At 69.3% G+C, this 22,862-nt stretch carries 23 protein-coding genes and 1 tRNA gene; 8 read left to right on the forward strand and 16 right to left on the reverse strand.

What is annotated here, in order from left to right:
* Positions 1 to 25: 25 nt before the first annotated feature.
* The 7 genes from pth to VGU65_RS03855 form a co-directional block, all read right to left on the reverse strand.
* Positions 26 to 607, reverse strand: a complete 582-nt coding sequence (gene pth / locus VGU65_RS03825) for an aminoacyl-tRNA hydrolase (protein ID WP_327473041.1) — start codon at positions 605 to 607, stop codon at positions 26 to 28.
* 54 nt (positions 608 to 661) lie between these two features.
* Positions 662 to 1,312, reverse strand: a complete 651-nt coding sequence (locus VGU65_RS03830) for a 50S ribosomal protein L25/general stress protein Ctc (RefSeq protein WP_327473042.1) — start codon at positions 1,310 to 1,312, stop codon at positions 662 to 664.
* 146 nt (positions 1,313 to 1,458) lie between these two features.
* Positions 1,459 to 2,397 carry a ribose-phosphate diphosphokinase gene (locus tag VGU65_RS03835; RefSeq protein WP_327473259.1) on the reverse strand — a complete coding sequence of 313 codons (939 nt, stop codon included), beginning with the start codon at positions 2,395 to 2,397 and terminating at the stop codon, positions 1,459 to 1,461.
* 47 nt (positions 2,398 to 2,444) lie between these two features.
* A tRNA-Gln gene (locus VGU65_RS03840) sits at positions 2,445 to 2,521 on the reverse strand.
* 48 nt (positions 2,522 to 2,569) lie between these two features.
* Positions 2,570 to 3,970 carry a 4-(cytidine 5'-diphospho)-2-C-methyl-D-erythritol kinase gene (gene ispE, locus VGU65_RS03845; RefSeq protein ID WP_414655791.1) on the reverse strand — a complete coding sequence of 467 codons (1,401 nt, stop codon included), beginning with the start codon at positions 3,968 to 3,970 and terminating at the stop codon, positions 2,570 to 2,572.
* 10 nt (positions 3,971 to 3,980) lie between these two features.
* A complete protein-coding gene (lolB, locus tag VGU65_RS03850) occupies positions 3,981 to 4,610 on the reverse strand; it encodes a lipoprotein insertase outer membrane protein LolB (RefSeq protein ID WP_327473044.1) in 630 nt (209 codons plus the stop codon).
* A complete protein-coding gene (locus VGU65_RS03855) occupies positions 4,607 to 6,355 on the reverse strand; it encodes a tetratricopeptide repeat protein (protein ID WP_327473045.1) in 1,749 nt (582 codons plus the stop codon). Before VGU65_RS03855 ends, lolB begins: the two co-directional genes overlap by 4 nt.
* 95 nt (positions 6,356 to 6,450) lie before the next feature.
* Between VGU65_RS03855 and hemA the strand changes: the two genes are divergently transcribed.
* Both hemA and prfA read left to right on the forward strand, forming a co-directional pair.
* Positions 6,451 to 7,716, forward strand: coding sequence for a glutamyl-tRNA reductase (gene hemA / locus VGU65_RS03860; RefSeq protein ID WP_327473046.1), 1,266 nt, complete (start codon positions 6,451 to 6,453; stop codon positions 7,714 to 7,716).
* A gap of 77 nt (positions 7,717 to 7,793) precedes the next feature.
* Positions 7,794 to 8,870: a peptide chain release factor 1 gene (gene prfA, locus VGU65_RS03865; RefSeq protein ID WP_327473047.1), complete on the forward strand. Its 1,077-nt coding sequence runs from the start codon at positions 7,794 to 7,796 to the stop codon at positions 8,868 to 8,870.
* A 48-nt stretch (positions 8,871 to 8,918) separates the two neighbouring features.
* Here prfA and VGU65_RS15620 read toward each other — a convergent pair whose 3' ends face one another.
* Positions 8,919 to 9,443, reverse strand: coding sequence for an XVIPCD domain-containing protein (locus VGU65_RS15620; RefSeq protein WP_414655792.1), 525 nt, complete (start codon positions 9,441 to 9,443; stop codon positions 8,919 to 8,921).
* A gap of 110 nt (positions 9,444 to 9,553) precedes the next feature.
* On the opposite strand from VGU65_RS15620, the gene VGU65_RS03870 reads away from it, so the two are divergent.
* A complete protein-coding gene (locus VGU65_RS03870) occupies positions 9,554 to 11,656 on the forward strand; it encodes an O-linked N-acetylglucosamine transferase, SPINDLY family protein (RefSeq protein WP_327473049.1) in 2,103 nt (700 codons plus the stop codon).
* A 40-nt stretch (positions 11,657 to 11,696) separates the two neighbouring features.
* Here the strand turns inward: VGU65_RS03870 and VGU65_RS03875 are convergent, their stop codons facing one another.
* The 3 genes from VGU65_RS03875 to VGU65_RS03885 are packed head-to-tail and all read right to left on the reverse strand — an operon-like array spanning position 11,697 to position 13,700.
* Positions 11,697 to 11,963, reverse strand: a complete 267-nt coding sequence (locus VGU65_RS03875; RefSeq protein WP_327473050.1) for an acylphosphatase — start codon at positions 11,961 to 11,963, stop codon at positions 11,697 to 11,699.
* Position 11,964: 1 nt separating this feature from the next.
* A complete protein-coding gene (locus tag VGU65_RS03880; RefSeq protein ID WP_327473051.1) occupies positions 11,965 to 12,438 on the reverse strand; it encodes a TlpA family protein disulfide reductase in 474 nt (157 codons plus the stop codon).
* A complete protein-coding gene (locus tag VGU65_RS03885; RefSeq protein ID WP_327473052.1) occupies positions 12,435 to 13,700 on the reverse strand; it encodes a YihY family inner membrane protein in 1,266 nt (421 codons plus the stop codon). The genes VGU65_RS03880 and VGU65_RS03885 overlap by 4 nt, the downstream gene beginning before the upstream one ends.
* A 73-nt stretch (positions 13,701 to 13,773) precedes the next feature.
* Between VGU65_RS03885 and wrbA the strand changes: the two genes are divergently transcribed.
* The 4 genes from wrbA (at position 13,774) to VGU65_RS03905 (ending at position 17,028) form a co-directional block, all read left to right on the forward strand.
* Positions 13,774 to 14,388: an NAD(P)H:quinone oxidoreductase gene (wrbA, locus tag VGU65_RS03890; protein WP_327473053.1), complete on the forward strand. Its 615-nt coding sequence runs from the start codon at positions 13,774 to 13,776 to the stop codon at positions 14,386 to 14,388.
* Positions 14,385 to 14,732: a DUF2069 domain-containing protein gene (locus tag VGU65_RS03895; protein ID WP_327473055.1), complete on the forward strand. Its 348-nt coding sequence runs from the start codon at positions 14,385 to 14,387 to the stop codon at positions 14,730 to 14,732. Before wrbA ends, VGU65_RS03895 begins: the two co-directional genes overlap by 4 nt.
* 88 nt (positions 14,733 to 14,820) lie before the next feature.
* Complete coding sequence (locus tag VGU65_RS03900; protein ID WP_327473056.1) at positions 14,821 to 16,455, forward strand: acyl-CoA dehydrogenase family protein; 1,635 nt, start codon at positions 14,821 to 14,823, stop codon at positions 16,453 to 16,455.
* 87 nt (positions 16,456 to 16,542) lie between these two features.
* Complete coding sequence (locus VGU65_RS03905) at positions 16,543 to 17,028, forward strand: asparaginase domain-containing protein (protein ID WP_327473057.1); 486 nt, start codon at positions 16,543 to 16,545, stop codon at positions 17,026 to 17,028.
* 70 nt (positions 17,029 to 17,098) lie between these two features.
* On the opposite strand, the gene VGU65_RS03910 is transcribed toward VGU65_RS03905, so the two are convergent.
* The 3 genes from VGU65_RS03910 to sufT all read right to left on the reverse strand — a co-directional run bounded on the left by VGU65_RS03910 (position 17,099) and on the right by sufT (position 20,417).
* Entirely contained in the window at positions 17,099 to 18,982 is a 1,884-nt protein-coding gene (locus VGU65_RS03910) for a PKD domain-containing protein (RefSeq protein ID WP_327473058.1), read from the reverse strand.
* Positions 18,983 to 19,424: 442 nt separating this feature from the next.
* Complete coding sequence (locus tag VGU65_RS03915; protein ID WP_327473261.1) at positions 19,425 to 19,799, reverse strand: hypothetical protein; 375 nt, start codon at positions 19,797 to 19,799, stop codon at positions 19,425 to 19,427.
* 60 nt (positions 19,800 to 19,859) lie between these two features.
* A complete protein-coding gene (gene sufT, locus VGU65_RS03920; RefSeq protein WP_327473060.1) occupies positions 19,860 to 20,417 on the reverse strand; it encodes a putative Fe-S cluster assembly protein SufT in 558 nt (185 codons plus the stop codon).
* 219 nt (positions 20,418 to 20,636) lie between these two features.
* Between sufT and VGU65_RS03925 the strand changes: the two genes are divergently transcribed.
* Entirely contained in the window at positions 20,637 to 21,059 is a 423-nt protein-coding gene (locus VGU65_RS03925) for a hypothetical protein (protein ID WP_327473061.1), read from the forward strand.
* Positions 21,060 to 21,068: 9 nt separating this feature from the next.
* Here the strand turns inward: VGU65_RS03925 and VGU65_RS03930 are convergent, their stop codons facing one another.
* Positions 21,069 to 22,496, reverse strand: coding sequence for an NAD(P)(+) transhydrogenase (Re/Si-specific) subunit beta (locus tag VGU65_RS03930; RefSeq protein WP_327473063.1), 1,428 nt, complete (start codon positions 22,494 to 22,496; stop codon positions 21,069 to 21,071).
* Entirely contained in the window at positions 22,496 to 22,798 is a 303-nt protein-coding gene (locus VGU65_RS03935) for an NAD(P) transhydrogenase subunit alpha part 2 (protein ID WP_291195831.1), read from the reverse strand. Before VGU65_RS03935 ends, VGU65_RS03930 begins: the two co-directional genes overlap by 1 nt.
* Positions 22,799 to 22,862: the final 64 nt, after the last annotated feature.

Genomic DNA, 22,862 nt, shown 5'->3' on the forward strand with positions numbered 1-22,862 from the left:
GCTGGCGACGGTTACCGGGCGGCCATTACGGGCCTGCGGTATGCAACTGCTGCATCGCCTTGTCGAACTGTCCGGCCACCGCCAGCGGCAGCACGTCCAGCGCGCGGGCGATGCCATCGAGGATCGCATCCTCGTCCTGCGCGGAGGGCTTGCCCAGTACCCAGGGCGTGACCTTGTCCTTGTGGCCGGGATGGCCGATGCCGATGCGCAGGCGGTGGAACTTGCCGTGGCCCAGATGTTGGATGGTGTCGCGCAGGCCGTTCTGGCCGCCGTGGCCGCCGTCGAATTTCATCCGCACGGTACCGGCCGGCAGATCGAGCTCGTCATGGGCGACCAGGCACTCGTCCGGCTCGATCTTGTAATAGCGCAGCGCGGAGGCGACCGCGATGCCGCTCTTGTTCATGAAGGTGGCGGGCTTGAGCAGCCACACGCTATCGCCGCCGATTCGCACGCGGCAGGCCTCGCCGTGCAGCTTGCCGTCGAAGGCGAAGCGCTCGCCCTGCCCCGTTGCGAGGGCGTCAACAAACCAGAACCCGGCGTTGTGCCGGGTCCGGAGGTATTCGGCACCGGGGTTGCCCAGGCCGACGATGAGTCGCAAACCAGCCATGCGATAAGCCGATGCTCCGGCATCCCGCGCGCAGCGGGATGCCGGGCGCAAGGCTTACTTCTTCTCGGCGGGCTTGGCTTCGCCCTCGGGCGCTGCCGCGGCTTCGGCGGCCGGCTCGGCCTCTTCCTTCACCGTGTTGGCGGTGACCACGGCGATGTCGTGGTCGGCACCCAGGTGCAGCGCCGGCAGGCTCACGCCCTTGGGCAGCTTCAGCTGCGACAGGTGCACGATGTCGCCGGGCTTCAGGTCGACCAGGTCCAGCTCGATGAACTCGGGCAGGTCCTTGGGCAGGCAGGACACTTCCACTTCGGTCAGGTTGTGCGAGATCACCACGCCGGAGGTCTTGCCGGCAGGGGACTTCTCCTGGTTGAGGAAGTGCAGCGGCACGTTCACGCGGACCGCCTCGTTCTCGTTGATGCGCAGGAAGTCCATATGCAGCATCTGCTGCTTGAACGGATGCTTCTGCCAGTCGCGCACCAGCACCTTCTGCACCTTGCCGTCGACGTTCAGGTCGAGGATGGAGGAGAAGAACCACTCGTGCTTGGCGGCGAGCAGGATGGTGTTGTGCTCGATCTGGATGCTCTGCGGCGGCTGGTTCGCGCCGTAGACGACGGCAGGCACCATCGCGGCGCGACGCAGGCGGCGGCTCGCACCTTTCCCCTCGTCGTTGCGGCTCTGGGCCTTGATTTCATGAGTCTGGGCCATTTTCGTTTACTGCCTTGGTGTGATGAACCGCCTCACGGCGGCTTGGGTGACTTCCCCGCGACCAGGGAAGTCGGTTGCCTCTGCGCGACGTCCTGCCGCGAAAAGCTTGAAGATCAATACCGCCCGTCTCGGGCGGACTTTCGAACTCAATCCACGTAAAGCGAGCTCACCGATTCGCCGAAGGCGATGCGGCGGATCGTTTCGGCCAGCAACTCGGCGACCGAGAGCTGGCGGATCTTGCTACAGCTCTGCGCCTCGGGGCGAAGCGGCAAGGTGTTGGTGACCACCAGCTGGTCGAGCTGGGAGTTCTCGATGTTGCCGATCGCCGCGCCGGAAAGCACCGGGTGCACGCAGTAGGCGACCACCTTGCGCGCGCCGCGCTCCTTCAGCGCCGCGGCCGCGGCGCACAAGGTTCCGGCGGTGTCGACGATGTCGTCGACCAGCACGCACGTCTTGCCGTCCACCTCGCCGATGATGTTCATCACCGTGGCGACGTTGGCCTTGGGGCGGCGCTTGTCGATGATCGCCAGGTCCGCGTCGTCCAGCCGCTTGGCGATCGCGCGGGCGCGCACCACGCCGCCGACGTCAGGGCTGACCACGATCAGGTCGTCCATCGAGTGGTTGCGCCAGATGTCCGCCAGCAGGATCGGCGAGGCGTAGACGTTGTCCACCGGGATGTCGAAGAAGCCCTGGATCTGGTCGGCGTGCAGGTCGACCGTGAGCACGCGATCCACGCCGCAGGTGCCGATCATCTTGGCAACCATCTTGGCGGTAATCGGCACGCGCGCCGAGCGCGGACGGCGGTCCTGCCGGGCGTAGCCGAAGTACGGCATCACCGCGGTGACGCTGGCGGCGGAAGCGCGCTTGAGCGCATCAACCAGGGTCAGGAGTTCGATCAGATTCTCCGCACTCGGCGCGCCGGTCGGCTGCAGCACGAAGACTTCCTGGCGGCGCACGTTCTCCTCGATCTCGACCTGCACCTCGCCGTCGCTGAACTTGCCGACCAGCGCCTTGCCCAGCGGCACGCCGAGCCGGTGCGCGACGTCGTCGGCCAGGGCGTGATGGGCATTGCCGGTGAAGAGCATCGGGGTGGACGTGTCCACGGTGGTTCCTCAGTTGGCCATCTTAGGAATGGCTGGGGCGGCAGGATTCGAACCTGCGCATGCGGGAATCAAAATCCCGTGCCTTAACCAGCTTGGCGACGCCCCAGTGTTTCGTTTTGGCAACCCCCGTCCTGGTGGCCTGCCGACCTTCTTCTCATCCGCACTCATTGCCCGGCGAAGCGATCCTGCCGCGCTGGCGCGCCAGCGCCGCCTGCAGGGGCGATGCATCCACGCCCTCGGCCAGTTGCGCCGCGAACTGCGCGGGGCATTGCCGCACCAGCTTTCGCGCCCGCGTGAGCGAGGCGACTTCCAGGAACACGCACCCGCCGCTGCCGGAAAGCCGGGCGCGGCCGAAACGCGAGAGCCAGTCCAGCGCCGCGGCCACTCCAGGGTGTCGCGCACGCACGACCGGCTCGAATGCGTTTTCCGCCGCTTCGCCGGAAACAAAGGATGAAATTGTCGCCCGAGGTGCATTTCGTGTCAATTCAGGCGCTTGAAACAAGGCCGCGGTGGGCACGTGTTCGCGCGGATCCAGCACGACGTACCAGCGCCGCGGCAGTGCGACAGGCGTGAGCCGCTCTCCCACGCCTTGGCCCCAAGCCGAACGGCCGCGCACGAACACCGGCACGTCCGCACCCAGCCGTTGTCCCAGGCCGGCCAGCGCGTCCTCATCCAGGCCGCAGCCCCACAAGTGGTTGAGCGCCACCAGCACCGAGGCCGCGTCGGAACTGCCGCCGCCGAGCCCGCCGCCCATCGGGATGCGCTTGTCCACCGCGATCTCGGCGCCGAGCGCCAGGCCTGTTTCCGCCTGCAGCAGCCGCGCGGCCCGCACCGTCAGGTCCGACTCGGCGGGCACGCCCGGCAATTCGCCGGCGCGCGTGATGGCGCCGTCGGGGCGCACGCGCAGGCGTACCTCGTCGCCCCAGTCGAGCAGGCGGAACACCGTCTGCAGTTCATGGTAGCCGTCGGCGCGACGGCCGAGGATGCGCAGGAACAGGTTGAGTTTGGCCGGCGCCGGCCAGGCCGTCCACTCCTCGCGCGCCGGTGGCGCGAGCGTTCGCGACATAAATACCCGCAGCGCGTCGGGGAAACCGTTTTCGCGGTCGCGGTCGCGGGCGTAAGCGAAGGCGGGATCGGCCTTGTCCACCGGCACGAAGCCATGCTTCGCGTAGAACGGCGCGTTCCACGGCACGTCCGCCAGCGTACCGAGGTCGACGCGCGTGTAGCCGGCGGCGCGCGCCCAGCCGCACGCATGCTCGAGCAGGGCCGCACCGATGCCGCGGCGCCCATGGGCGGGAAGCACGTCGATCTCGGCGATGCCGATGGCACTGCCGCCGATGTCGTCGTCCAGCCAGGCGAATCCGACCGGCGTGCCGTCCCGCAGCTGGGCCACCCACACCAGGCCACGTGCGATGGCCGCTTCCAGCAAGTCCGGAGGTATCGCCATGGCGGCATAGGAAGGCCACGCACGATGGCCACGGAACAACTCCACCGCCGCGCGCTCGATGGCGCACAACACCGAAACCTGCGCCGGCACGGCGCGCACGATGGTCATCGTCACGGCTTCAGCGTCCGCAATCGGCGCACGGCGCCGGCGCAAGACGGAAGCTGTCGATCGACAGCTTCACCTTGTACGGCGGCTGGCTGGCGAAGACCTTCTGCGGCAGCGGTGGCTGGCGGGACAGATCCCAGGCACGATAATCGACCGTCCAGCCATCCTGCTGCAGCAGCGCCGGCAGCTCGTGCTCGCCGAAGCTCAGCTCGGCTACCCCGACGGGTGCACGCAAGCCGAGCACCCAGGCGCGCAGTTCGCGCAGCGGCACCTCCCAGCCCAATGCCTTGCGCATCAGCGTCTCGGCATCCGGGCCGCGCAACGGCCCACCCTCGATGCCCTCGAGCATCGCCCCGGCCGGGCCGCCGCTCAAGCGGAAACTCTTGCCCGTGATCGGCGCGCGTAAGTCGAAGTCGTAGCGCTCGCCATCCTGAGTCCAGGTCAGCGTGCCGCTGCCGCCGTCGTGGCCATCCGAGACGGCCAGGTGGCCCTCCAGCGTCCAGCCTTCCACGCCGGCCAGCTGCTTTTCGCGCGCGGCCTGCGCCGCCAGCGCGGCCTGGTCGGCCGGCTTGCGTACCGGCACCGGCGCGCAGGCGGCGAGCAGCAACCCGGCTGCCGCGCCCATCAGGACCAGGCGCCTCATGGCTCGAGCCGCTGCACGGTCTTGTGGAGGTTGGCGTTGTTCGGGTCCAGCCTGCGCACCTGTTCGAACACCTGCCGGGCATCCTGGCGCTTGCCCAGCTTCCACAGCACCTCGCCCAGATGCACGCCAACGTCGGCATCCCGCGCGCTGCTCCAGGCCTGGCGCAGCGAGCGCGCCGCCTCGTCCAGGTGGCCCAGGCGGTATTGCAGCCAGCCCCAGGAATCGGCAATGGCCGGATCGTGCGGCTTGGCCGCGCGCGCCACCTCGATCAACTTTTTCGCCTCGGGCAGGTCGCGGCCGGCGTCGGCGAGGGTGTAGCCCAGCGCGTTGCTCGCGTCCACGTCGTCGGGCTTGATCTTCAGCAGGTGGCGGAAATCGGCGACGGCCTGGTCGATCCGGCCAGCCTCGGCATAGGCCAGGCCGCGGCCGTAGAGCAAGCCGGGATCGTCCGGCAGCACCTGCAGGGCGTGGCCGTAGGCCTTGGCCGCCTGCGCGTAGTGCTGCTCGCGCATGTACAGCTCGGCGTCGGCTTGCCAGGCGCGGCGCAGCTGCTCGGGCTGGTCGAGGTAGGCGGTCTCCAGCTGCTCCAGCAGGGCGTGCGCGTCGGCCACCTTGCCCTGGGTGTGCAGGATCACCGCGCTGCGCAGGTCGGCGTCGAAGGCGTGCGGGTCCTCGTCGCCGACCTGGTCGTACCAGGCGAGCGCCTCGTCCTTGCGGTCCTGCATCTCGGCCAGCTGGCCGAGCAGGAAGGTGTTGCCATCGCGCACGTCCGGCGGCGCCTGCTTGAGCTGGCGATACAGCCGCGCGATGGCCTTCTGGTCGTGCGCCTGCGCGGCCAGTGCCGCGCGCAGGGCATAGATCTCGGCGCTCTGTGGTCCGTTGTCGAGCAGCCTGGCGGCCGTTGCATAGTCGCCGCCCTGGCTGAGCAGGCTGGCGTAGGTCAGGCGCAGGCGCACGTCGTCCGGCGACCGGGCCAGCGCCTGCTTGAGCAGCGCGGTCGCACCCTTGCGGTCGCCAGCCTTGAATTTCAGCTGCGCCGCCCAGGCGTAAGTCTCGGTGTCGTGAAAGCGCACAACGGCGGCATCGGCCAGCCGCATCGCGTAGTCGGGCCGCCCCAGCTTGTCGCCGAGCTCGCTCATCGCCAGCCAGGCCTTAGGGTCGGCAGGCAGCCGCGCGGGCGTGGCCATGGCTTCGAGCAGCCGTGCCGCCTGGGCGGGGTCGCGGGCGCCGACCAAGGCGCGGCCGAAGCGACGCCAGGCATGCGCATCGCCACTGCCGATCAGGCGTTCCAGCTGCTCGCGCGCACCGGCGGTGTCGCCGGTGGCCAGCGCCAGCTCGGCCTGCGCCTGGGCCAGGTCGGCGGTGCTGGCGCCGAGCGCCTTCCAGCGCCCGATCGCGCGCTGCACGGCCGCTTCGTCGCGCACCGCCAGGGCCAGTTCCACCGCGCGCTGGGCCACATCGGGATCGTCCGACAGGGCCATCGCCCGGCCGTAGCGGGCGGAGGCCTCCTTGAGGTCGTTGCGGGTGAGCGCCATTTCCCCGGCCAGCAATTGCGCCAGCAGGTCGTGTTCGGCATCGGGCGTGACCACGGTCAGCCGGTCCAATGGCTGCTTGGGCGCCGGCGTGGCGGCGTGCGGCCCGGGCATGCCGGCGCAGGCGGCCAGGGCCAGCGTACAGCCGGCCGCACCAGCAAATTGCCGCAGTTGCTTGAACTTGGTCTTCACGCTCAGCACACTAGTTGCCATCCCATCGTCCGTCCTGGCCGTACCGAACCGCCACAGGTACGAAAGCTTAGCCTACGCCGCCGCGGATACCCCGTCGTCAATTCGCACTCCACGCCATGCCGCTGATCGCCCTCGGGCTCAATCACCTCACCGCGCCGGTCAGCCTGCGCGAGCAGGTGGCGTTCGATGCGGACGCCGCCAGCGAAGCGCTGCGCGAACTGAAGGCCGAGCCGGGCGTGGAAGAGGCGCTGATCCTTTCCACCTGCAACCGCACGGAGCTTTACGTCGGCGTGGCCGAGGGTGCCGAACACGCGCCGCAGGCATGGTTCAACCGCCACCATCGCTTGACCCCCGGCAAGCTGGACGAGTTCCTTTACCGGCACGACGAGGACGCCGCCGTGCGGCACATGTACCGCGTGGCCACCGGGCTCGATTCGATGGTGCTGGGCGAGCCGCAGATCCTGGGCCAGGTCAAGGATGCCTACCAGCTCGCCCGCGATGCGCAGGCGCTGGGCGCGCCGCTGGACCGGCTTCTGCAAAGCACCTTCCAGGTGGCCAAGCGCGTACGCACCGACACGCGCATCGGCGCGCACACCGTGTCGGTGGCGTTCACCGCGGTGCGCCTGGCGGAGCAGGTGTTCACCGATCTCAAACAGGCCTGCGTGCTGCTCATCGGCGCCGGCGACACCATCGAGCTGGCCGCACGCCACCTCGCCGACAAGCAGGTGCGCCGCCTGATCGTCGCCAACCGCACGCTGGAAAACGCGCAGGAGCTGGCCAGCCGCTACGGTGGTTACGCCATCGCGCTGACCGACCTGCCGCAGCATCTGGCCGAAGCCGACATCGTGATCTCCTCCACCGCCGCGCGGCAGCCGGTGGTGACGCGGCCGATGGTCGAGCAGGCAGTGGCCGCGCGAAAGCGCCGGCCAGTGTTCATGGTCGACATCGCCGTGCCGCGGGACATAGAGCCGTCGGTCGCCACGCTGGAGGACGTCTACCTCTACGGCGTCGACGACCTGCAGCAGGTGATCGACGACAACCGCCGCTCGCGCGAAACGGCGGCGCGCGAAGCCGAGACCATCATCGACCTGCAGGTGGAGCGCTACATGGCCTGGCGCCGCGCGCTCGCCCTGCGCAATCCGGCGATCGACCTGCGCCAGCACGCCGAGCGCTACCGCGACGAGGTGCTGGTCAAGGCCCAGGCGATGCTGGCGCGCGGCAAGTCGCCCGACGAGGCGCTGGCCTTCCTCGCCAACACGCTGACCAACAAGCTGTTGCACCACCCCAGCGCGCGCCTGCGCGAGGCGGCGCTCAACGGCGACCTGGACCTGCTGCACGCGGCTGGACGGCTGTACGGCGAGACGGACGAACGGGACCCATAGCGAGAGCGGCTGGCTGCCGCTCCCGCGTCGCGAGCCGGACGTTGCCGGCCCCTTCCACCCGCGCCATCCATTTCGCCATGACCCCATCGATCCGCCGCAAACTTGAAACCCTGGCCGAGCGCCACGAGGAGATCGGTCTGCTGCTGGCGCAGCCGGATGTGCTCGCCGACGCCAACCGGTTCCGCGAGCTGTCGCGCGAGTACGCGCAGATCGAGCCGGTGACCGCCGCGCTGCGCGAGCACGACCAGGCGCAGAACGAGCTCGCCGAGACGCGCGCCATGCTGGCCGACCCGGAACTGCGCGAGATGGCCGCCGACGACATCGCGCGCCTGGAAGCGCGCCTGGGCGAGCTGGACGGCGAGCTGCAGATCCTGCTGCTGCCCAAGGACCCGCGCGACGAGGCCAATCTGTTCCTGGAGGTGCGCGCGGGCACCGGCGGCGACGAGGCCGCGCTGTTCGCCGGCGACCTGTTCCGCATGTATGCGCGCTACGCCGAGCGTCGCCGCTGGCATGTCGAGGTGCTCAGCGAGAACCCGGGCGAGCATGGCGGCTACAAGGAAATCGTCGCCCGCATCGAGGGCAAGGGCGCCTACTCGCGGCTGAAGTTCGAGTCCGGCACGCACCGCGTACAGCGAGTGCCGGAGACCGAATCGCAGGGGCGCATCCACACCTCGGCGGCGACCGTGGCGATCCTGCCCGAAATGGACGAGATCGAGGACATCCCGATCAACCCGGCGGATCTCAAGACCGATACGTTCCGCGCCTCGGGCGCCGGCGGCCAGCACGTCAACAAGACCGACTCGGCCATCCGCATCACGCACCTGCCCACGGGCATCGTGGTCGAGTGCCAGGACGAGCGCAGCCAGCACAAGAACCGCGCACGCGCGCTGTCGCTGCTGAAGGCGCGCCTGCTCGACGAGGCGCAGGCCAAGCAGACCGCCGCGCAGGCGCAGGAACGTCGCCTGCAGGTGGGTTCGGGCGACCGCAGCCAGCGCATCCGCACCTACAACTTCCCGCAGGGGCGAATTACCGACCACCGCGTCAACCTCACGCTGTACCGGCTGCCCGACGTGCTCGCCGGCGACCTGGACGAGCTGGTCGACACGCTCACCCGCGAGCACCAGGCCGACGAGCTGAAAAGCCTCGCGTCCTGAGGAAGTGGACGACCGCCTAGCGCATCGGCGCCTGCGCCGGCTCGACCGTCAAAGCCATGGGCTCGCGCTGGGCCAGGACCGAGACGGTCTGCAACTGCTGCAACGTGAACGCCTCGGCGTTGCTGCGCTCCAGCGGGGGTATGCGCCGCCTGCACCGTATCGACCACGGCCAGCCGGCGGAACGGGCTGTGCAGTTCGTCCTGCACAGCTCGACCGGTCGGCCGACAGCTCGACGCTGTCGACGCGCTGCAGGCCGGCACGCCGCGCTGCTGCCGCCAGTGCGCCGGCCACGCACGAGCTGTGCGGGCCGCAGGGCAGGCCATGGCGGGCTTCCATGCGCGCCACGCCCTCGCTCGCCGAGACGAACATCGGGTGAGCCGGGTGATCGGGATCCGGGACCAGGAAGCGACGAGCGAGTGCGGCCACTGGAACCTGCCGCAGGCGGGCGACCGATTGACGCGTACATCCGGGGAGAGGCTCGCCCCGGACGCGGGCGCCCCGCGCCTCCCTGGTGGCAAATAGCCATTTGGGCGGGAAATGGAATACGTCCTTGTTCATCGACCTGGCGACCATGGCATCCTTGCAAGGCAGCTGAGCGCGATCCAGCGTAACAGGCTTGCGGAAGCCATAGCGATGACAACCGTTCCATCCCAAGGCAGGGCCGGCGGGAAGTACACGGCCCCATGACACCGAACGCCCGCGCCGAGCTGGAAGCCTTGCTGCAACGGCTTGCGTACCTGCTTCAACACACCGCCAGCGGCGAAGCCGAAGCGCTCGCGGCGAAGGGGCGCAAGGAATTTCCGCTTTCCGGTGAACTGGCCCGCCTGCACGGCATCGCCCTGCTGCAGCTGGGTCGCCGGCGGGAGGCGCTGACGGCGCTGCATCGCGCCGCGGAACTCGCTCCGGCCAGCGTGGAAGTGCAGTGCAACCTGGCCAACGTGGCGCTAGAGGACGGCCGCCCGGAGGCGGCGATAGAGCGGCTGCAGGCCACCCTCGGGCGCGTGCCCGGCCATCCGGGGGTACTGCAGGCACTCGGCGTGGCGCAGATGGTCGCCGCGCGCCACGAGGAAGCGCGCGACACCTTCGTCCAGGCGGTCCGCGCAGCCCCGCAGCATCCCGGCCTGCGGCTGAACCAGGCCGAGGCCGAGCTGGAGCTCGGCGCGGCTGCCCAGGCGCTGGCCCACGTGCGCGAAGCGCTCGCGCTGGCGCCGCATCTGGCGGCCGCCCACGATCTGCTCGGCCATGTGCTGCATGCCCAGGGCCATCTGTCCGAAGCCGCCCAGGCGTGGCTGGAGGCCGAGCGGCTGGCGCCCGGCGAGCCGCGTTACGCGTTCCAGGCCGCCCGCATGCTGGAAGCCTCCGGCGAACTCGCCGGGGCGGCCGCGGCCTATGCCCGCACGCTGCAAAACGCGCCCGGCTCTGGCCCTGCCCTGAGCCGTCTCGCCTTCACGCGACGCCGCCTGGCCGACTGGCGCGAGCAGGGCAAGCTGACCGTCCGCCTGCGCGAAGCGGTGGAAGCCGGCCAGCACGGCATCGTGCCGTTCGCGCTGTTGCTCGAGCCGTTCGATCGCGCGCTGCAGCGCAAGGCACTGGAAAGCTTCGCCCGCCCGATCGAGCAGCAGCTTTCGCCGATGCGCGGGCACCTGGGATTCACCTGGCGCCAGCCGGCGCCGGCCGAACCGATCCGCGTCGGACTGCTGTCCGACGGCTTCGGCGAGCATCCCATCGGGCGCACCGTGGCTGGCCTGGTCGAGGCACTGGCCGCGGCGGGCGGACTGGAACTGCACCTGTTCGCGACCTGCGCCGACGATGGTGGCCCGCTGCGCCGGCGCCTGGCCGCCGCCGTGCCGCTGCACGCACTCGACGCGCTGCCGCCTCCGCAAGCGGCCGAGCGCATCCATGCACTGGGCATCGAAGTGCTGGCCGACCTCACCGGCTATGGCGTGCACACGAACGCCGACCTGCTCGCATTGCGCCCGGCGCCGCTGCAGGTGAACTGGCTGGGCCACCCGGGCACCACCGGTGCGCCCTGGATCGACTATCTGCTGGCCGACACGGTGGTATTGCCGACGTCGCACCGCGCCGACTACAGCGAGAAGATCCTGCGTCTGCCGCGCTGCTTTCTGCCGGTCGCCTGCGCTTCGCCCGCACCGCCCCCGGCGCGGTCCGCCTGCGGCCTGCCGGACACGGGTGTGGTGTTCGCCTGCTTCAGCGACGTGCGCAAGCTCGATCCGGCCACCTTCGCGCGCTTCATGCTGATCCTGCGCGAAGTCCCCGGCAGCGTGCTGTGGTTGCGCACCGGCCCGGACAGCGCCGATGAACGGCTGCGCGCCGCAGCCGCAGAACACGATGTGTCGCCGGAGCGGCTGCTGTTCCTGCCGCAGCTGCCGCACGAGGAATACCTGGCACGCTATGCCCTGGTCGACCTTTTCCTCGACACCCTGCCCTGCAACGCCCGCACCACCGCAGCCGACGCGCTCTGGGCCGGTTGCCCGGTGCTGACCACGGCCGGCGAGACCTTTGCGGGCCGCGTCTGCGCGAGCCTGCTGCACCACGCCCACGTGCCCGAACTGGTGGCCGAGGAAGCCGACGGCTTCATGGCGACGGCCATACGACTGGGCCGCGACCAGGCAGCACTGGCGGCCTTGCGCGCGCGCCTGGCCGCGGTGCGCGAACAATCGCCCTTGTTCGACATCGGCGCCTTCGCCGGCGACTTCCGGCGCGCGATGCAGTCGATCGGGACACGGCGCAGGATGGGGCGGCCGCCGATCGACCTGGACTTCTAGACGCCCGAACGCAGATCCGCCCAGGCCACCGGTGCCGACGTCACTCCGTGCCGAAACCTTCGGGCGCCTTGCCCGCGCCGTCCTCGCGCAGGATGTCCGTTACCCTGGCCGCCGCCGGCCCTTGCCACAACCAGCGTTCCAGCGCATCAAGCGCCGCGGCCTCGCCATAGGCAAACACTTCCACGCGCCCGTCGGGCAGATTGCGCGCGTGGCCGGTCAGGCCCAGCTGCAACGCCTGCTCACGGGTGCTGGCGCGGTAGAACACGCCCTGCACGCGGCCGCTCACCAGGAAGCGCGCGCCGGCCATCTCACTTGCCCGCGCCGATCGCCGCACCCAGCGACTGCGGCGTCACCGGACCCACAAAGCGCTTGGCCACGTGCCCATCGGGTGCGATCAGGTAGGTCGTGGGCAGCCCGCGCGGCTCCTCGAAATCCTTCGGCGGGCTGTCCAGCGCCACCTGTGCGATGGGGTAACTCACCGGGTGTTTGGCCAGGAAGGCCTGGATGTCGGCCTTGTCGCTATCCTCGTAGGCCAGGCCGATGGCGCGCACGGTGGCGTGGCTGGCGACGAAGTGGGAGATGCCCGGCATCTCCTTGATGCACGGCACGCACCAGGTCGCCCAGAAGTTGACGATCACCCAGTGCCCACGCTGCGCGGCCAGGTCGAAGGGCTTGCCCTCCAGCGTGGTGACCTTCAGCGCCGGCTGCACGGGCATGGCCGCATGCACCGGCGCCACGGCGATGGCCAACAACGCGGCGAGCAGAAGGCCTGGCATCTTCATGGTGAAGCGTTCTCCGGTTCGTTCGGGGATGAGGGAAAGGCCTGGTCCAGCCGCGTGCCCAGCGTCTGCTGGAGCATGCGTGCCACCTCGGCGAGCAGGTCGATCAGCGCGGGCGGCAGATCGATGCCCAGCGTACCGGCCTCCTGCGTCGGCTGCAGCGGCAACCGGTAACCGGAGTGACGATACACCCGAAGCAGATCGGTGCTGTCCAGGCTGCGGCTCAGCAGCCAACCGCCGGCCTCGCCGCGCTGGATCAGATCGGCGCGCTGCAGGTCGTCGAAGTAGCAGGCGATCGAGGCGCTGCGCAGGTAGGGCTCCTGCAGCCGCACGGTGGCCGGGTCGATGCTGCGACCTTCGCGCTGCGCGTCGACAAAATGCCGCAGCACCACCAGCAGGCCAAGAAACTCGGCGCCCTCCGGCAGAGTCTCGGCCGGCGCGTGGTACTCGTAGGCCGAGATGGAGGCGGCCACCGAGGCGCCGAGGATCGCGATCACCCACGACAGGTAGATCCACAGCAGGAAGATCGGAATGGTCGCCAGCACGCCGTAGATCTGCTGATAGGTCTGCGCGTTACTGACGAACAGCGTGAAGCCCCAGCGCGCGATCTCGAACAGCACGGCGCCCAGCAGCGCGCCGATCGCCGCATCGGAACGGCGCACCCTGCAGTTGGGCACCGTGCCGTACATCAGCCACAGCGTCACGAAGGTCACCACGAACGGCAGCAACCCCAGCAGCCGCTGGGCCAGGCCCAGGTGCGCATAGGCGCCGGCCAGCAACGGCATCGCCGTCACGTAGGAGGTCACCGCGATGCCGCCTACCACCAGGATCGGTCCCAGCGTCAGCGCCGCCCAATACAGCAGCAGCCGGGAACCCCACGTCCGCGCCTGGTGCACGCGCCAGATGCGGTTCATGCGGTCCTCGATGCTGACCATCATCGACAGCGCACTGAAAAGCATCACCAGGATGCTGATGCCGGTGAGCTGGCTGGCGTTGCGCGCGAAGCTCAGCAGCGTCTCCTGCACCTTCTCGCCCGTCGCCGGCAAGAAGTTGGAGAAAACGAAGTTGAGCAGCATGTTGCGCGCCGGCTCGAACACCGGAAACACCGAGAACATCGCCAGCACGGCCACCATCAGCGGCACCAGCGATACCAGCGTGGTGTAGGACAGGGCGCCGGCGGTCTCGAAGCACTTGTCGTCTACGAACCGCTGCCAGATGAAGCGGCTGAAGCTGAGCGCACGGTCGCGGTCGAAACGCCAGGCCATGGGCGGCACCATCAAGCGGAAGGCGGCCGCTACACTACCCGATCGCCGGTGAACGCCCAACCGAACGGAAGCCATGAGCCCGGATCCCGAAAAACACGTCATTCTGGTCCTCTACTACAGCCGCAGCGGACACACCGCACAGCTCGCAAGGCTGATCGCCCGCGGCGTGGAAGAGGCCGGCCTGGAGGCACGCCTGCGCCAGGTGCCGCCGGTCGCCCCGGTCACCGAGGTGGCGCAGCCGCCGGAGCCGGACGAAGGCGCGCCTTATGTGCGCCGCGAGGACCTGGCCGAGTGCGCGGGCCTGGCGCTGGGCAGCCCCACGCGCTTCGGAAACATGGCCGCGCCGCTCAAACATTTCCTCGACTCCACCGGCGCCGAGTGGGCCAGCGGCACGCTGGCCGGCAAGCCGGCGGCCGTATTCACCTCCACCGGCACCATGCATGGCGGGCAGGAATCGACCCTGCTCACGATGGCCCTGCCCCTGCTGCACCACGGCATGCTGCTGCTGGGCCTGCCCTTTACCGAGCCGGCGCTCAACGCTACTGCGAGCGGCGGCACGCCATACGGCGCCAGCCATGTCGCCGGCACCCGCGGCGACAACCCGGTCAGCGAGCACGAGCGCGAGCTCGCCCGCGCGCTGGGACGACGCCTCGCGCAGGCCGCCCGCAAGCTGGCGTCACAGGCATGAATGCGCCGGTGCCGCTCGCCTACCGCGCCGGCCGCGCGGCGTGGTTCGCGCTGATCGCGCTGCAGTTGCTGTGGCACGGCTGGCTCGCCCGGCCGGAGCGCATGCCGCTGTGGTTGGTGCTGGCGATCACCGTGGTCCCATTGCTGTTGCCGCTGGCCGCGTTGCGCGACCTGCGCCGCGCGCTGCTGTGGGTCGGCATCCTCAGCCTGTTCTACTTCTGCCACGGCGTGGCCGAGGCATGGAGCCTGCCCACCGTGAAATGGCTTGCGCTGGCCGAGATCGGGCTCTCGCTGCTGGTCATCGTGGCGCTGGGTGCAGGCGTGAAGCGCAAGCCCGGCCGCTGATCGTTTCTGCGAACCGGCGGTGCGCCGCCGCACGCTCCGCCTACTACGGGTGCCTATACTGACCCGCATAGCACCGTCGGAGCGCGCCATGGACTTCCTGCAGACCGCGCCGCAACTGGTCCATCCCTACCGCAACGACCGCACGCTGCTGGCATTGCTGGACCGGGTGGTCCCGCCCGAACGCCGTAGCGCGCTCGATGCGGACCTGGACGCACTGGGCGACTACGCGCAACTGGCCTGGGAGCGAGCGCGCCGCAGCACACCGCGCACGCCGGTACTGACGCAGTGGGACGCCTGGGGCCGGCGCGTGGACCGGATCGAACTGACCGCGGCCTGGCAGGAAGGCCCCGGGCTGACCACCCGCCACGCGATCCTCGCCGCCGGGCACGAACCGCACGCACACGCGCGGCTGGAACAGTTCGCCCGCGTCTATCTGTATCACCTCGCCAGCGAGTTCTATACCTGCCCGCTGGCGATGACCGACGGCGCCATCGCCGCGCTGCGCGCGTCCGGCAACCAGGCGCTGATCCAACGCGCGCTGCCGCATTTCCTCAGCCGTGATCCGGCCGCCTTCTGGCTGAGCGGCCAATGGATGACCGAGACGGCCGGCGGCTCGGACGTCGGCGGCACCGGCACCGTCGCGCGCCAGGGTGCCGACGGCCAGTGGCGGCTGCACGGCCGCAAGTGGTTCAGCTCGGCGGTCGTCGGCGAGGCTGCGCTCGCGCTGGCGCGGCCCGAGGGCAACGGCGAGGGCGCGGCGGCCCTTGCGCTGTTCTACGTCGAGACGATGGACGGCACAGAACGCAAGCCGCAATTGGTCGTCGACCGCCTCAAGGACAAGCTCGGCACGCGCGAGCTGCCCACCGCCGAGATCCATCTCGATGGTCTGCCCGCCTGGCCGCTGGGCGAGCTCGCCAACGGCGTGCGCCAGGTGGCGCCGATGCTCAACGTCACCCGCACCTGGAACGCGGTGTGCGCAGTCGCCAGCATGGCCCGCACGCTGGCGCTGGCCTGCGACTACGCGGCGCGCCGCGGGGCCTTCGGCCGGCCGCTGATCGAACAGCCGCTGCACGCGCAGACGCTGGCGGACATGCGCGCCGAATTCGAGGGCGCGTTCGCACTGGCGTTCGAGGTGGTGCAGCTGCTCGGTCGCGTCGAACAGGGCCAGGCCGCGCCCCACGAGGCGGCGCTGCTGCGCCTGCTCACGCCGCTGGCCAAGCTGTGGACCGGCAAGCTCGCCGTGGCGCTGTGTTCGGAGGCGCTCGAATGCTTCGGCGGCGCGGGCTACATCGAGGACACCGGCCTGCCGCAACTCCTGCGCGACGCACAGGTCTACCCGATCTGGGAAGGCACCACCAACGTGCTGGCGCTGGACAGCCTGCGCGCGCTTGGCGAGGGCCTGCCGGCACTGCGCACGGCGACCGGTGGCTGGATCGGCGGCAGCCACGAGCCCGAGACGCTGGCGCCCATCCATGCCGCACTCGACGTCGCCGCGCAGCAGCTGCAATCGCTGCATCAAGACCGCACCCCACTGGAAGCGGCGGCGCGTGGGCTGTCGCTCACGCTTGCCCGCAGCGCGGCGGCTGCCCTGCTCGCGCGGCAGTCGACCTTCGCCCGCGAACGCGGCGACATGCGCGCCGGTGCCGCCCTGCGCCGCTTCGTGGCGCACGGGCTGGACCGGACGATTGCCCCGGACATGGCCGATACGCGCCTGCTGCTGTGAGCCGCGGCAACCCGCTTGAGCCCGGCAGCCATCGCGGCCGCAGGACTCCCGCTAAACTACGCCTCCCACTCCTGGTTCCCGGCCACCATGCAGCACCTGACCATCGTCACCACCGGCGGCACCATCGACAAGATCTACTTCGACGACAAGTCGGACTACAAGATCGGCGCGCCGCAGATCGGCGAGATCCTCAGCCAGCTCGGGGTGGCGTTCGCCTTCGACGTGATCCCGATCCTGCGCAAGGACAGCCTGCACATGTCCGACGAGGACCGGGCGCTGGTGCGCTCGACCATCGAGGCGCAGCCGCACCGGCACGTGCTGGTGACCCACGGCACCGACACCATGGTGGAGACCGCGCGCGAACTGGCGTCGATTCCCGGCAAGGTGATCGTGTTGACCGGCGCGCTCAACCCGGCGCGCTTCCAGGGCTCCGATGCCGTATTCAACATCGGCTGCGCCGTGGCCGCGGTGCAGACGCTGCCCGACGGCGTATACATCACCATGAACGGCCGCGTGTGGGATCCGGCCAAGGTGCGCAAGAACCGCGACGCCAACCGCTTCGAGCAGGCCTGAGAGCCATCCCTCAAAAACGAACCGAGGGGCCGCCCGCAAGCGGCCCCTCGTCGCTTTCGCGCGTGTTGCCTTACTGCACCGTCAAGGTCACGTCATCGAGCACGAACGAGGTCTGCAGCGACGCATCCTCCGTACCGGTGAACTTCAGCACCACCGTCTGGCCGATGTAACTGGACATGTTCGCGGTATGCACGGTGTAGCCGGCAGCGGCATTGACGTTGGAGAACGTCGCCAGCGTGCCAAGCAGCGTGCCCGAGGTGTTGTAGACCCGCACGTACAGGTGATCGTAGGCGGTCGAGCCGGTTTCGGCCGTGTCGATGTGCAGGTAGTACTGCAGCGTCGCCGAGGTCTTGCCGCTCGGGATGCTGACCTGCTGCGAGACCGTGTCGGTATGGCTGCTGCCATAACCATCCATCCAGGCCTTCCACGAACCGCTGTGCGCCGGCTCCGAACTGCTGTTGTCGATCACGCCAGCGGTCGTCGTCCAGGGAGCCGCCGTACCGGTTTCGAACCCGGTGTTACCCAGCAGCTGACTGCTGCCACCGCCACCAGAGACCGTCACCGACTGCGTCTTGGTGTTGGTGGCGCCGAGGTTGTCGGTCACCTTCAGCGAGACGTTGTAGGTGCCGGCCGCGGCATAGGTGTGGCTGGGATTGGTCGCGGTCGAGGTACCGCCGTCGCCGAAGGTCCACGAACGCGAACTGATCGTGCCGCCGGTGTCGGTCGAGCTGTCGGTGAAGTTCACTGTCAGGCCGCTGATCGTCTCGCCGAAGTTGGCCACCGGCGTGCTGCTGCCGCCGCCGCCCACGATCGGATGCGAGATGTCGCATTCATTGGTGTCGTTGGACCAGGTGCTCTGCATGGCATAGCTGCCGTTGCCCATCACCACGTTCTGCGTGGCGCCCTGGCCGGAGCTGATCCAGGCGCACTCGTCGCCGTTTTCCTGGCCGTTGTGGGTGGGGTCTCCGGTGTGGTTGGTCCAGCCGCCGGCCGGGTTCTGGTCGGTGACGGTCTCGGCGTACTCATGGCCTTCGACGATCGAGAAGCCGTCCAGATTGCCCTGCGAGGAACTGCCGTTGACCGAGCCGGTGCCGCAGCTGGAGCCCATGTCGTAGACATACGGCATGTTGGTGAAGGCGACGTCGCCCACCGGCGAGGAGACGCTCTGGTCACCGTTCCAGTCGTGCCAGGCGCAGAACGAACCGCTCGGCGTGTTGAATCCGTCCGGGTGTGTGCCCGAAGGCGACAGCACTACGTACTGCACGTAGCGGTTGGAGGCCGCGGTAGTGTTGCCGAAATGCTGCGCCGCCTTGATCGCTTCCTGCGCCAGCTGGGCACCGGTAGCCTGCGAGGGCGAGGCGACCGAGTTGTCGTACCAGATGCCGGCGAAGGCGCCACCGCTGGGATAGCCGATCATCGGCGCACCGGACGGGCAGAACGTGGCGCCGCTGGATACCGAGGGACCGTCACAATATTGGGTCATCACGCCGGACCACAGCTCGCCGCCGGTGCCCAGGCCCTTGAACAGGTTCTGCAGGTAGGGCACTGCGCCGACCGCGTCGCCGGATAGGTGCATCAGTCCATCCGAACCGGTGCTGGCCGTACCCCACTGGTTGCCGTAGACCACCAGGTAGACCTTGGGCGTACCGCTGGTGACGCCGATGCCGTCCACGCCGCCGCCATAGCTCAGGGTCTCGGTACCGGTGGCGGCATTGGTGGTCAGGGCATGGGCCGCCTCGTACTGCTTCATCCGTGCATGCGCCTCCCGGGTCGGCACGGCGCCGTGGCGATAAAGATGCTTGTAACGCGGCGAGTACGGGTTGACGGTCTGCGCATTCGAGTCCTGCGCGTTGGAACTGCCGACGTGGCCCGCCACGCCGCTGCCCGCGAACGCAAATCCCGCGGTCACGCTCAGCACGGCTGAGGCCATGGCTTTCATCAAGCTGCTTTTCATGGTTGCTCCGAATTTGAGGACGAGAAGACCTGCTGCGGCTGATGCCACAGTTCAATCGAACTAGCTGGTGTGCCCTAAAGTTGCGCCAATGCCCCGAGCCGGCAGTTCCCCCTGCGGTCCTTCAGCAGCGATCGGGGCCCGTCTGGTGCGACTGGAGAGAGCGGCACGCAAACGGGACGAACCATCCGTCAACCTCCCCGCCGACGAATGGTTTGACGATAGGCGGGCCAAATCGACCCGGACAATTGGACTTTTTCGTAGGGGAGAAGCGCTCGGCCGATATCGAAAAAACCTTCGTGTACGCAAGTGTGATGTAGTGCGTTAACGAGGCGACAAGAGCTGTTCGACGGCATCGGTCGAACAAGCCGGCGCAAGGCCTCCGGGGCATCGCTTCGCGCTCGCGTGAAGGTTTTGCATGCACGCGGACATGCCTAAACGTTGGTTAAACACAAGACCTTGCGCCGCCATCGAGGGTGTCGCGCCTTGGTGCGTTTGTCCGGGCCGTTGAGAAGAGTCCCCATGAAAAAGGGCCGGCCGAAGCCAGCCCTTTGCTTGCGTTCCCCATCCAGCCGCGCGCGTGACGCGTCCGAGCGAGGGGATCGATCGCCTGCTCGCCCTGGCGCGCAGCACGTTGCCCTGCGCGTCCTGCTTCCACCGCGACGCTGCGGCCGTACACTGGCACTCCGCGGTACATCTGCTGCTGGCGCACGACCTGCCGCCGTTGGGCAGGTGGGCCGTGCTGTGGGCGGTCCGCGACATGTCGGCGGCCTCGCCGCGAAGGGGCGTCACAGCAACGCTTACCGGGCATCACGCCCATGCCGAAACGCAAAGCCCGGCTTTATGCCGGGCCTCGGTGCTGCGAGATGGCGCCGGAACGCTAGAGCATGCCGGTCTCGAGCTTGGCCGCATCCGACATCATCGAGTGGTTCCACGGCGGATCGAAGACCAGGTCCACGTCCGTCTCGCCGACCGTGGGGATCAATTCGAGCTTGGTGCGCACGTCGTCCACCAGGATGTCGCCCATGCCGCAGCCGGGCGCGGTCAGGGTCAGCTTGACGTAGACCTTGCGCGTGCCGTCGGCGAGCGCATCGATCGACACGTCGTAGACCAGCCCGAGCTCCACCACGTTGATCGGGATCTCCGGATCGAACACCGTGCGCAGTTGCTCCCACACCAGCTTTTCCACGTCCTCGTCGCTGGCGTCGGCGGCCAGCTCGATCGGCGGTGGCGGCTCCTTGCCCAAGGCGTCGGCATCATCGCCGGCGATGCGGAAAAGGTTGCCCTCGACGTAGACGGTGAAGCTGCCGCCCAGCGCCTGCGTGATGTAGCCGATCTGGCCGGCGGGAAGCGTCACGCTCTCGCCCTGCGGCACCATCACCGCCGCGCAATCGCGCTCCAGGGTGAAGGGTTCGCTGCTCAGACTGAAGCCACTCATGCCGATCCTGCCGAAATCCGTCGAGGCCACGGCCACGGCCGCGGGAAGCGCTCTATTATGCCGCGCCACGGCGGCGGGCCGCTGATCAAGATCAGGCCCGCGTTGCCGATCTCAAGACATCCGGGCGGACGGGACGACTGCGCGGTTATCATCCACGTTCGCCAAAGACCGCAGGAACCGCATGGCTCCCGACCACCCGCCGCAGCCCAGCCCCCGCTCGTGCGCCTGATTTCCGCGCTGTTCGCCGCCTTCAGCGCGGCCATGCTGGGGCTCGCCGCGGGCGCCGTCTGGATGTTGCCGACGATGGCATTGCGACGCCCGCTGCCGGCGCTCGCCCTGCTGGCCGGCTGGCTGCTGGCGCTGGCGGTACGAAGCTGGGTGCGCCCGGCTGGCCGGGCGGCTGCTGCGCTGGCCGCCAGCGCGACGGTGCTGGCGGCGATTTACGTGGACATGCTCACCGCTGCTGCGCGGATCGCCGGATCCATGGGCATCGGCCTGCTCGACGCCTTGCGCGGGGCCGGTCCGGCGATGCTGCTGGTGCTGGCGCGACTGGCCGTGCGGCCGGTCGATATCGCCTTCACCCTGGGCGGCGCGCTGCTTGCAGCGTGGCTGGCCAGCCGTCGGACCAGACGAGCTCCGTAGGCGGCCCGCCTAGGCTTCCAGCGTCTTGAGCGCCGCCACCAGTTCTGCCGCCACCGCCTGCCCGTCGCCATAGAGCATGCGCGCGTTGTCGGCGTAGAACAGCGCGTTCTCGATGCCGGCGAAGCCGGTGCCCTTGCCGCGCTTGACCACGATGACGTTTCTTGCGGCCGCCACGTCCAGGATCGGCATGCCGTAGATCGGCGATGCCGGATCGGTCTTGGCCACCGGGTTGACCACGTCGTTGGCGCCGATCACCAGCGCCACGTCGGTGCTCGGGAACTCAGGGTTGATCTCGTCCATGTCGGCGATCAGGTCATAGGGCACGCCCGCCTCGGCCAGCAGCACGTTCATGTGGCCGGGCATGCGGCCGGCCACCGGGTGGATGGCGAATTTCACCTTGACCCCGCGCTCGATCAGCAGCCGCGCAAACTCCCACACCTTGTGCTGCGCCTGCGCCACGGCCATGCCGTAGCCGGGCACGATCACCACACGCTCGGCATAGGCCATCATCACCGCCGCGTCCGCCGCCTCGATGGGCTTTTGCGCGCCGCCGATCGCCTGCGCCGCGCCGGCCGCGGCGCCGAAGCTGCCGAACAGCACGTTGCCCAGCGAGCGGTTCATCGCCTTGGCCATCAGCTGGGTCAGCAGCGTGCCGGCCGCGCCGACCACGGTGCCGGCGATGATCATCGCCTCGTTGCCCAGCACGAAGCCCTCGAACGCCACTGCCAGGCCGGTGAATGCGTTGTACAGCGAGATCACCACCGGCATGTCGGCGCCGCCGATCGGCAACGTCATCATCAGCCCGAACACCAGCGCCAGCGCGAAGAAGATCGCGATCAGGCCGGGCCGGAGCGCGCCAGCGACCAACAGGGCTCCCAGCACGAGGGCGAACGCGAGCACCAGCAGGTTGACCACGCGCTGGCCGGGAAAAGTGAAGCGCCGGTCCAGCCAGCCCTGCAGCTTGGCAAAGGCGACCAGCGAACCGGAAAAACTCACCGCGCCGATGAGCGCACCCAGCACCGCCAGCGCCAGCTGCGCCGTGCCGGGCGTATGGCCGCCGGCGGTGAACTGCCCACCGCCGAACAGCGTCACCGCCGCGCCGGAGAAGCCGACCAGCTCGGCCGCGCCGATGGCCGCCGCCGCGCCACCGCCCATGCCGTTGTAGAGCGCCACCATCTGCGGCATCGCGGTCATCGCCACGCGTCGGCCCGACCACCACGCCGCGGCGGTGCCCAGCATCAGCGCGGCCAGCATGGGCCCACGGTGCGCCAGCCCGGGCAGCGCGAACGTGGCCGCCACCGCCAGCGCCATGCCCACACCGGCCCACACGATGCCGCCGCGCGCCGTCCGCGGCGAGCTCATGCGCTTCAGCCCCAAGATGAACAGCAGCGCGGCGAGGAAATAGCAGGCCTGGATCGCCCCCGGCAGCCAGGTCATCAGTGCGTCCCCCGGCCGCCCGGGCGGCTGGATTTGAACATCTCGAGCATCCTCTCGGTGACCACGTAGCCGCCCGCCGCGTTGCCGGCGCCCAGCAGCACGCCGACGAAGCCGATGCCGATTTCCAGCGGCGTCTGCGCGTGGCCCAGCGCGATCATCGCGCCGACCAGTACGATCCCGTGAATGAAGTTCGAACCGGACATCAGCGGCGTATGCAGGATCACCGGAACACGCGCGATGATCTCGTGGCCGGTGAAGGCCGCCAGCATGAAGATGTACAGCGCCAGGAACCCGTCGAGCATGACCTCTCCCCCCGTCCGCGCGCCCCGCCGAGCGGTTGTCGCCGCATCATACGGTCGCAGGTCA

It is taken from the genome of Frateuria sp. (assembly GCF_035943815.1).
GTDB lineage: Bacteria > Pseudomonadota > Gammaproteobacteria > Xanthomonadales > Rhodanobacteraceae > Frateuria_A.

What these genes read in the sequence shown, in the direction of transcription:
- VGU65_RS03910 (WP_327473058.1), bottom strand. Translation starts at nt 18,982, where the DNA reads ATGAAAAGCAGCTTGATGAAAGCCATGGCCTCAGCCGTGCTGAGCGTG.
- VGU65_RS03870 (WP_327473049.1), top strand. Translation starts at nt 9,554, where the DNA reads ATGACACCGAACGCCCGCGCCGAGCTGGAAGCCTTGCTGCAACGGCTT.
- VGU65_RS03830 (WP_327473042.1), bottom strand. Translation starts at nt 1,312, where the DNA reads ATGGCCCAGACTCATGAAATCAAGGCCCAGAGCCGCAACGACGAGGGG.
- VGU65_RS03835 (WP_327473259.1), bottom strand. Translation starts at nt 2,397, where the DNA reads ATGCTCTTCACCGGCAATGCCCATCACGCCCTGGCCGACGACGTCGCG.
- VGU65_RS03915 (WP_327473261.1), bottom strand. Translation starts at nt 19,799, where the DNA reads ATGGGCGTGATGCCCGGTAAGCGTTGCTGTGACGCCCCTTCGCGGCGA.
- sufT (WP_327473060.1), bottom strand. Translation starts at nt 20,417, where the DNA reads ATGAGTGGCTTCAGTCTGAGCAGCGAACCCTTCACCCTGGAGCGCGAT.
- lolB (WP_327473044.1), bottom strand. Translation starts at nt 4,610, where the DNA reads ATGAGGCGCCTGGTCCTGATGGGCGCGGCAGCCGGGTTGCTGCTCGCC.
- VGU65_RS03905 (WP_327473057.1), top strand. Translation starts at nt 16,543, where the DNA reads ATGCAGCACCTGACCATCGTCACCACCGGCGGCACCATCGACAAGATC.
- VGU65_RS03895 (WP_327473055.1), top strand. Translation starts at nt 14,385, where the DNA reads ATGAATGCGCCGGTGCCGCTCGCCTACCGCGCCGGCCGCGCGGCGTGG.
- VGU65_RS03855 (WP_327473045.1), bottom strand. Translation starts at nt 6,355, where the DNA reads ATGGCAACTAGTGTGCTGAGCGTGAAGACCAAGTTCAAGCAACTGCGG.
- VGU65_RS03935 (WP_291195831.1), bottom strand. Translation starts at nt 22,798, where the DNA reads ATGCTCGACGGGTTCCTGGCGCTGTACATCTTCATGCTGGCGGCCTTC.
- VGU65_RS03900 (WP_327473056.1), top strand. Translation starts at nt 14,821, where the DNA reads ATGGACTTCCTGCAGACCGCGCCGCAACTGGTCCATCCCTACCGCAAC.
- prfA (WP_327473047.1), top strand. Translation starts at nt 7,794, where the DNA reads ATGACCCCATCGATCCGCCGCAAACTTGAAACCCTGGCCGAGCGCCAC.
- VGU65_RS03880 (WP_327473051.1), bottom strand. Translation starts at nt 12,438, where the DNA reads ATGAAGATGCCAGGCCTTCTGCTCGCCGCGTTGTTGGCCATCGCCGTG.
- VGU65_RS03885 (WP_327473052.1), bottom strand. Translation starts at nt 13,700, where the DNA reads ATGGCCTGGCGTTTCGACCGCGACCGTGCGCTCAGCTTCAGCCGCTTC.
- VGU65_RS15620 (WP_414655792.1), bottom strand. Translation starts at nt 9,443, where the DNA reads ATGGTCGCCAGGTCGATGAACAAGGACGTATTCCATTTCCCGCCCAAA.
- hemA (WP_327473046.1), top strand. Translation starts at nt 6,451, where the DNA reads ATGCCGCTGATCGCCCTCGGGCTCAATCACCTCACCGCGCCGGTCAGC.
- wrbA (WP_327473053.1), top strand. Translation starts at nt 13,774, where the DNA reads ATGAGCCCGGATCCCGAAAAACACGTCATTCTGGTCCTCTACTACAGC.
- ispE (WP_414655791.1), bottom strand. Translation starts at nt 3,970, where the DNA reads ATGACCATCGTGCGCGCCGTGCCGGCGCAGGTTTCGGTGTTGTGCGCC.
- VGU65_RS03875 (WP_327473050.1), bottom strand. Translation starts at nt 11,963, where the DNA reads ATGGCCGGCGCGCGCTTCCTGGTGAGCGGCCGCGTGCAGGGCGTGTTC.
- VGU65_RS03930 (WP_327473063.1), bottom strand. Translation starts at nt 22,496, where the DNA reads ATGACCTGGCTGCCGGGGGCGATCCAGGCCTGCTATTTCCTCGCCGCG.
- pth (WP_327473041.1), bottom strand. Translation starts at nt 607, where the DNA reads ATGGCTGGTTTGCGACTCATCGTCGGCCTGGGCAACCCCGGTGCCGAA.